This window comes from Lentimicrobiaceae bacterium (genome assembly GCA_028697555.1).
Classification (GTDB): domain Bacteria; phylum Bacteroidota; class Bacteroidia; order Bacteroidales; family UBA4417; genus UBA4417.
The window spans coordinates 1-7,423 of sequence record JAQVEX010000074.1 but is presented as its reverse complement, the minus strand read 5'-3'; the positions used below and the strand labels follow the sequence as shown (position 1 = coordinate 7,423).

Sequence of the window (7,423 nt, the reverse complement as noted above, 5' to 3'; positions counted from 1 at the left end):
CATTTCCTGAACTTAAACGTCCTTTATACAAGAAGTAAATAGGAAGTTCAATGTAGTTTAAAGTTGTTTTACTATCAATTTCTCTTTTCTCATCTATAAGAAGAAATTCTTCTGTTTTTTTATAGGCAGCTCCTTTTGAAGAAAACAATAACTCGGGACGTAAATAAAATTCATCGGCAATTGCGAATTCGGCAAACAAACCGGCATTAAAAGCGGGTTTAATTTTAAATTCGTCTACTTTGTTATCGTTCAGTTTGACATTCATGTTCATCATGTTAAATGAACCCTTAACACCAACGTGAACTTGAGCTAACAAGTTGCTACTTAGAAAAAGCGCAACTAACAAAGATGTTGCTAAAATTAGTTTTTTCATAAAATATATTTTTTAATGTTAACTTAAATACTCCTTGTTGATCATTAATTTGATTGTCTTTCTGCGTCTTGAATCATTTTTTCGTTTGGAGTAATTTTAAAAGTTACTCTACGATTTTGTTCACGACCTTCAGCAGTGGCGTTATCAGCTATTGGTTGCGATTCGCCGTAACCAATGGTAGTTATACGTTTTCCGGAAACGCCTAAACTTTTAAGATATTCTGAAACAGATTTAGCTCTGTTTTCCGAAAGTGTTTGGTTGGATTCGTCGGAACCTACGCTGTCAGTGTGTCCTTCAATAACAAGGTCTGTATCGGGATAGGTTTTTAGAATTGTTGCTAAATCGTTGATAGTTGATTTAGCGGTTGAGCTAAGATTGTACTTAGCAGTTTGGAATAACACAGCCGAGCTAAAATTAACTGTAATTGAGTGTTCTCCCTCATTGTGAATAACTTCCGCATTAGGAACTTGTCTTTCTATTTCGGCAGCTTGCTTATCCATTTGTTTTCCGATAATGGCACCTGCAGTTCCGCCAACAACAGTTCCAACTGCTGCACCAACTCCGGTATTACCTGATGCACTTCCGATAACTGCACCTACAGCGGCTCCTGTTCCGGCTCCAATCATAGCTCCGCGTTGTGTTCTTGTAGTGTTGCAACCTGATATTATCAATATAGTTGCTAACATTAAGGTTAATGTGATTTGTTTCATAGATTAATAAATTTAAAGATTAATTATTTTTTTTACTAATAAACTTGCTTTTAAATCTAATAGAGCCTGACCAATCAGGATTGATGAGTTTTGCGTATTCCTCAATGGTTTTAGCATCCTTAACATCATAGTTTCCTATTTTGGTTCTTCTAAGAGATTTAACATACCCTCCTGAAACAAGTTTTGTGCCAAAATCATTGGCTATACTTCTTATATATGTCCCTTTTGAACAGCTGATTCTGAAGTGTACATCGGGCAGATTTACCTCAGTTATATCAAAAGCTGAGATATTAACTTCCCTGTATTTTATATCGACCTCCTCCTTATTCCGGGCAAATTTGTACGCCCTGACTCCATCTACTTTGACTGCCGAATATATAGGTGGTGTTTGTTTTATGGTTCCGATAAACGATTTTGCAACATTATCAATTTGTTCGGGAGTTATATGCTCGTACGGATAGGTTTTATCGATTTCGGTTTCCAAATCGAAGGAAGGTGTTGTTGCTCCAAGTGTGATAATGCCTGTGTATTCTTTATCCAAGTCTTGAAACACTTGCGCTTGCTTTGTCATTTTTCCGACGCAAACAATTAGCAGTCCTGTAGCTAAAGGGTCGAGAGTGCCGGCATGACCGATTTTTATTTTTTTTAGTCCTGTGCTTATTCTCAATTGTTTTCTTAAAAATCCGACTACGTCAAAGCTGGTAAAACCGTAAGGTTTATCGACAAGCATAATATTCCCTTCGTCCGGATTATAAAACATTTGAAAAATTTAATTATACAATTTTTAAATCGACACCTGCAATGAGTAGAACTATAATTACAAGTCCTACAATTATCCGATAATACCCGAAAAGCTTGAAGCCTCTTTTCTGCAAAAAAGCTATAAAAAACTTGATGGCAAGCATAGCAACAATAAAAGCTACAACATTTCCCAAAATCAAAATTGGAATGTTTTGAGCGTTGAAAACATGGTAAGTGCTTAAGAGCTTATATCCCGAAGCCGCAGCCATAGTCGGTACTGCAAGAAAAAACGAAAATTCGGCAGCTTTGGTTCGGGTTAGTTTTTGCTGCATACCACCTACTATACTTGCCGCCGACCTCGAAACGCCCGGTATCATTGCAATACACTGATAAAGCCCGATTATAAATGCATTTTTGTAAGTGGGCTCTCTAGTTTCGTCGGTATAATGGAACCATTTATCGACAAACAAAAGTACTACACCTCCTACCAATAACATAATTGCAACAACCAAAACATTTTCTAACAAAGCATCGATAAGATTTCCAAAAAGATACCCCAAAACGAGGGCGGGCACAACTGCCACAAACAGTTTGTAGTAAAAATTTAAACTTTTAAAAAAACGTTTCCAATATAGTACAACTACCGACAAAATTGCTCCAAACTGAATGTTTACTGTAAAGGCTTTGGTAAAATCGTCGATATCGACTCCGAGCAGATGTTCGGTAATAATCATGTGTCCGGTTGAAGATACGGGCAAAAACTCCGTCAAACCTTCAACTATGGCGATAATAATAGACTGAAAAATACTCATTAATACTAGCTTTTCTTAAATATTGCAAAAAATTGAGCTGCAAAACCCAATAATACTAATATCGGAGCAAGTGTCATTCTCCTAAAACCAAACATATCGTAGTTGAAAACGTCTGGGTCTTTGGAGCCACCGCCTATCATCAAAATAAAGCCAAGTATTGTAATTGCCAAACCTATTAGCAAAATATAATAATTAACTTTTCCGAAAGCAAATTCTTCTCTAAAATCCTTGTTATCAGGATTTTGCTCTACTGTTGGGGCTTGTTTTTCCTTTTCTTTTTCTTTTGTGCGCTTTGCCATTTTATATTTATTTAATTTGAATACAATTTATCTACTCTCATTCGCAAGAACTTGTTTACCGACTTCCAAGTTGCCAACATTGAAATAATAAATCCGAACAAAAAGACCATTATTCCAAAAAATAATATTTCAGCAATTTTAACTAATTCGTAAATATTGCCTAATTTTTTATCGATAAACCAAAATGTTATTAAAACAAAAGCTATAGCGATAATGGATGCAATAATCCCTTGCCAAATGCCTTGCTTTAAGAAAGGCTTGCGAACAAAATTTTCGGTAGCTCCTACTAATTGCATGCTGCGAATTAAGAAGCGTTTTGAATATATACTTAATTTTATGGTGTTGCTGATTAATATTATAGATATTATAAGGAGTACTGCACTGAAAGACAAAATAATCAAACTGATTTTTTTGAGATTTGAATTTACCTCGTCTAACAATATTTTTTGGTAGACCACATCGTCAACTATCGAATACTGCATCAGTTGCGATTGAATTTTCACTAAACTGTCACTATTGGCATAATTCGATTTTAAATTTATATCAATTGATGACGGCAAGGGATTGTAGCCCAAGAACTCGACAAAGTCTTCGCCAAGTTCACTCGATAGCTCAGTAGCAGCCTGTTCCTTGCTGATGTATTTTAAATCTTTTATGTAAACTCTTTGGGTTAAAGTGTTTTTCAGTTTAGCTACATCTTCGTCGGATGCGTTGTTTTTCAGATATATGCTAACTGTAATATTTTCTTTTATGATATGAGAAAGTTTGTTTCCGTACAAAATCAAGATGCCTGTGATGCTTATCATATAAAGCACCGTTGCAATACTTATCACACTTGATATGTACGAAATTCTTAACCTATTCTTTCCCCTTTGTTTCATTTTATAAAATTATTTCTGCGAATATACATTTTTTCTGAAAGTGAGAAAATTTTCTCAATACATTTATAGGTTACAATCCGCTGAAATCGACATCTTCAAACAGTAGCGACGGTGTTCTGATGTTAGAAAACAAATATTCGTCGTTCCCGACTTCAACCAAATTCTGCCACAAATGTAAAATATTTCCCGAAATATTCATTTCGCTAATCGGTTTTGTAATTTTAGAATCCTTGACCAATAATCCCGAAACTCCGAAGGAAAAATCGCCTGTAGTGGTGTTTGCATTGCCTCCGACAAAGTCGGTAATAATTACACCCGACTTCATTTCGTTAATCAATCCCTGATACGATTTTCGTCCCAATTTGACAATCAAATTAGACGGTCTTCCATTGGTTGGCTTCATTCCTAGTTTTTGCGAATAGTAATAGCTTATAAAATAATTTTTAAGCACTCCTTCGTCAATCATAATTCGTCTTTTACATTTTAAGCCTTCGCTATCAAAGGTTCGGGAGCCAATAGCTTTTTCAACAAAAGGGTCGTCGATCAGTGTTAATTTTGAAGATGAAACTTTTTCGTTTAACTTATCTAACAAAAACGAAGACTTTTGTTGTATGGCTCCGCCCGACATTGCATCGACAAGCACGCTGATAAGTCTGCTGGCACGCTTGTTTTGCACTATCATTTTATATTTTCTTGAAACGATATTTGTTTGCCCAATTTTATCCAAAGCTCTTGTTGTTGCTGTTGTTCCAATGTTTTTAATGTAAGGCATATCGGCAAAACATCTAACAAAAGCCCAATCGCTGCCTTCGGGACGCGTTTCGTTGTCTCCGTTAACTGCCACCGATGCCACGGCTCCAAAAATGGTTTCTCGATTTTCAGCTTCAAAACCGTTGCTCATCACAACATATTGATTGATTTTAGAAGTAAAAACTTCTGATTCTGAAGCAATTACCTTGTCGGAAAAATCGTGTGCCGCCACACAAATGCTTTCTGCTAAATTCTTTTGTTGTTCAATATTTAGATTGTCAAAGTTTTTGTCAAATATGCAAAGATCTTTGGAAATATCTTCGGCGGATGCAGTCAGCTCCAAAGGTGGAAGTTTACGATATTTATCTTTGACAAGCAATTTGGTGTTTTTTATTGCATTGAGAATGAATTTTTGCAAACTTTTTTCGTCTAAATCGTGAGTTACGTAATTGGCAAATTTATTACCTATATACATTCCAACATTAACCGTTTGACTATCAGCCTGTTTTATGCTTTCAAGGAGTTTGTTCTGAAATTTAACTTCGGTTTCAAATTCGCTCACAATATTAACCGAGCAGTCGGTAGCTCCGTTGTTAATTGCAAAATCTTTTATTTTTATGGCTATTTCTTTTTTATTCATACGTTACATCAATATTTTAAATTACTAATTGCCACCTACAACAAGTTTTGAAATCTTTGTAGTTGGCAGTCCCATAGAAACAGGGACGCTTTGTCCGTCTTTGCCGCAAGTCCATCCGCCTTCGGTCATTTTAAGGTCGTTTGCAACCATAACTATATCGCTCAAAACTTGCGGTCCGTTACCTATTATGTTTACATCCTTTATCGGATGTTTCTTTTCGCCATTTTCTATATAATAACCAGATTTAACATAAAAAGTGAAGTCTCCGCCGCCAATAAGCACTTGACCATTGGTAAAAGTTTCGACTAATATTCCTTTTTTTACGCTTTTTATTAAATCTTCCGGCGTACTTTGTCCAGGTAGCATATATGTGTTTCTCATTCTTGGCAAAGGCAAGTGCCTAAACGACTCTCGCCTGCCGTTGCCTGTGGGTTTTACTTTATAGAATTTCGCAGTCTGCCTGTCGTGAAGGTAACTTTCCAAAATACCATTTCTGACTAAAAATGTTTTTTGAGATAACTTCCCCTCATCGTCGATGTTTATTGCTCCTCTAGACATATTATTTGTGCCGTCATCGACAATGCTGACAAATTCTTTTGCGACTTTATGTCCTATTTTATTTGCAAAAATTGAACTTCCTTTTTGATTGAAGTCAGCCTCTAAACCGTGACCTATTGCCTCATGCAACAATATCCCTGAACTACCTGCCGCCAAAACAACTTCCATTGTCCCACCTTTTATTGTTTGTGCATCAAATAACTCGATAGTGTTATTTACAGCGTTAGTTGCGATGTAATCTAATTTTTCTTCTGAAAAATAATCTATCCCGTATCTTCCCGACAAGTCGAAACGGTTTTGCTCTCTTTTATTACCACCTTCGGCTATTACATTCGACATTAGTCTTGCCATTGGACGAATATCTCCAACGATAACACCTTCGGAATTTGCATACAATATAACGGTAGAACTATCGGAAATGCTTGAACTTGACTTAACAACGCGCTTATCTATGCTAAAAATCTTATCGTTGAGCTCACGCAGAAGTTTTACCTTTTTTGAAACGCCTGATATGCCTATTTTATCCGAATAATACTTTGTGAGAGACATTTCTTTAAATTTTATTGGCTTTATGTTTTTGCTCGTAGATGCAATAGATGCCGCCATACGTGCAGCTTTAACCATCGATTCGAGAGTTAACACTTCGGTGTATGAAAAACCAGTTTGTTCGCCTTTTAAAACTCGAATACCTACTCCTATATCAATCTCAGCGAACGTTTTATTTACGACACCATCTTCTAGAGCTAAGCTGTTAGACTCAGAATACTGAAAATAAAGATCGCAGAAATCTCCACCTTTGCTTAAAGCCCCAAAAATAACTTTATTTATAATGTTTGTGTCAACTTTGAAATAGTCAGTATAAAATTTTATGTTCTTCATGTACTTTAATTATTGCATGCGTTAAAATGTCTTACCTAACTATCGTGATAGTACCACTATTAGAGTTGTCCAATCCTTTTCTTTCACCAACGTCGTTGTTTCTCCACACGGCTCCATCTCTGAATGTGGCATAAACTCTATATACGTACACATCTTGAGGACATGGCTTGTCTTTGTATTTTCCGTCCCAACCTTCGGCAGGCTCACCTCTATCTGTAAGTTTGTTGCTACTCCAAATCAGGTTGCCGTGCTGGTTGTAAACTTCGGCTCTGTATGTTGCAAGGTTCATTCCTACGGGCTTCCATGTTCTTAGCTCGTTGTTTGTGCCATCAGGAACAAAAGCATTTGGTATGTACAAGCCTTTGAACATCAGTCTGTACTCGGCACGTGCTGTGTCCACGCAACCATACTCATTAATAGAAACAAGCGTAATGGTGTAATCGCCACTGTAGTTGTATGTGATAATAGGTTCTTTTTCTTGCGAGAATGTTCCGTTTCCAAAGTCCCAGTAGTAGTTCTGAGCGCCTATGGTTCCGTTTATCATCTGCAACTTACCTTGCACGTCGTCAACGTTTTTGTTCCATCTAAATGCACTTATAGGCGAACCGTAAACTGTTACGTATTTGCTTATGTTACCTGTACATCCGTTGGTATCGGCTACTGTTAAATTAACCTTGTAGCTACCCGGAGCTCCGAAATTGTATTGCGGTGTTCTTCCTTCCATGTAGGCAACTTCACCATTGCTACCTATCATAGTCCAACCCCAACTCACTAACTCAG

The 7,423-nt window shown here is 36.7% G+C and carries 9 protein-coding genes; all 9 read right to left on the bottom strand.

Annotation, left to right across the window (positions count from 1 at the left end):
- Positions 1-373 (bottom strand): outer membrane beta-barrel protein (locus PHP31_09585; GenBank protein MDD3739528.1); only part of this gene is annotated, 373 nt, incomplete at its 3' end.
- A 44-nt stretch (positions 374-417) separates the two neighbouring features.
- Entirely contained in the window at positions 418-1,083 is a 666-nt protein-coding gene (locus PHP31_09580; protein MDD3739527.1) for an OmpA family protein, read from the bottom strand.
- Between the two features lie 19 nt (positions 1,084-1,102).
- On the bottom strand, positions 1,103-1,843 hold the full coding sequence (gene truB / locus PHP31_09575; protein MDD3739526.1) for a tRNA pseudouridine(55) synthase TruB: 741 nt from the start codon (positions 1,841-1,843) through the stop codon (positions 1,103-1,105).
- Between the two features lie 13 nt (positions 1,844-1,856).
- Positions 1,857-2,636, bottom strand: a complete 780-nt coding sequence (locus tag PHP31_09570; protein MDD3739525.1) for an undecaprenyl-diphosphate phosphatase — start codon at positions 2,634-2,636, stop codon at positions 1,857-1,859.
- Between the two features lie 5 nt (positions 2,637-2,641).
- Positions 2,642-2,935 carry a DUF3098 domain-containing protein gene (locus PHP31_09565; protein MDD3739524.1) on the bottom strand — a complete coding sequence of 98 codons (294 nt, stop codon included), beginning with the start codon at positions 2,933-2,935 and terminating at the stop codon, positions 2,642-2,644.
- A gap of 11 nt (positions 2,936-2,946) precedes the next feature.
- On the bottom strand, positions 2,947-3,816 hold the full coding sequence (locus PHP31_09560) for a permease-like cell division protein FtsX (protein MDD3739523.1): 870 nt from the start codon (positions 3,814-3,816) through the stop codon (positions 2,947-2,949).
- Positions 3,817-3,886: 70 nt separating this feature from the next.
- Positions 3,887-5,206: a metallopeptidase TldD-related protein gene (locus PHP31_09555; GenBank protein ID MDD3739522.1), complete on the bottom strand. Its 1,320-nt coding sequence runs from the start codon at positions 5,204-5,206 to the stop codon at positions 3,887-3,889.
- Positions 5,207-5,230: 24 nt separating this feature from the next.
- Positions 5,231-6,643: a TldD/PmbA family protein gene (locus PHP31_09550; protein ID MDD3739521.1), complete on the bottom strand. Its 1,413-nt coding sequence runs from the start codon at positions 6,641-6,643 to the stop codon at positions 5,231-5,233.
- A gap of 31 nt (positions 6,644-6,674) precedes the next feature.
- Positions 6,675-7,423 (bottom strand): PKD domain-containing protein (locus tag PHP31_09545; GenBank protein MDD3739520.1); only part of this gene is annotated, 749 nt, incomplete at its 5' end.

Bases quoted from the DNA above. Each gene is read 5' to 3' on its own strand.
- PHP31_09560 (MDD3739523.1), bottom strand. From the start codon at position 3,816: ATGAAACAAAGGGGAAAGAATAGGTTAAGAATTTCGTACATATCAAGT.
- PHP31_09580 (MDD3739527.1), bottom strand. From the start codon at position 1,083: ATGAAACAAATCACATTAACCTTAATGTTAGCAACTATATTGATAATA.
- PHP31_09565 (MDD3739524.1), bottom strand. From the start codon at position 2,935: ATGGCAAAGCGCACAAAAGAAAAAGAAAAGGAAAAACAAGCCCCAACA.
- truB (MDD3739526.1), bottom strand. From the start codon at position 1,843: ATGTTTTATAATCCGGACGAAGGGAATATTATGCTTGTCGATAAACCT.
- PHP31_09550 (MDD3739521.1), bottom strand. From the start codon at position 6,643: ATGAAGAACATAAAATTTTATACTGACTATTTCAAAGTTGACACAAAC.
- PHP31_09555 (MDD3739522.1), bottom strand. From the start codon at position 5,206: ATGAATAAAAAAGAAATAGCCATAAAAATAAAAGATTTTGCAATTAAC.
- PHP31_09570 (MDD3739525.1), bottom strand. From the start codon at position 2,636: ATGAGTATTTTTCAGTCTATTATTATCGCCATAGTTGAAGGTTTGACG.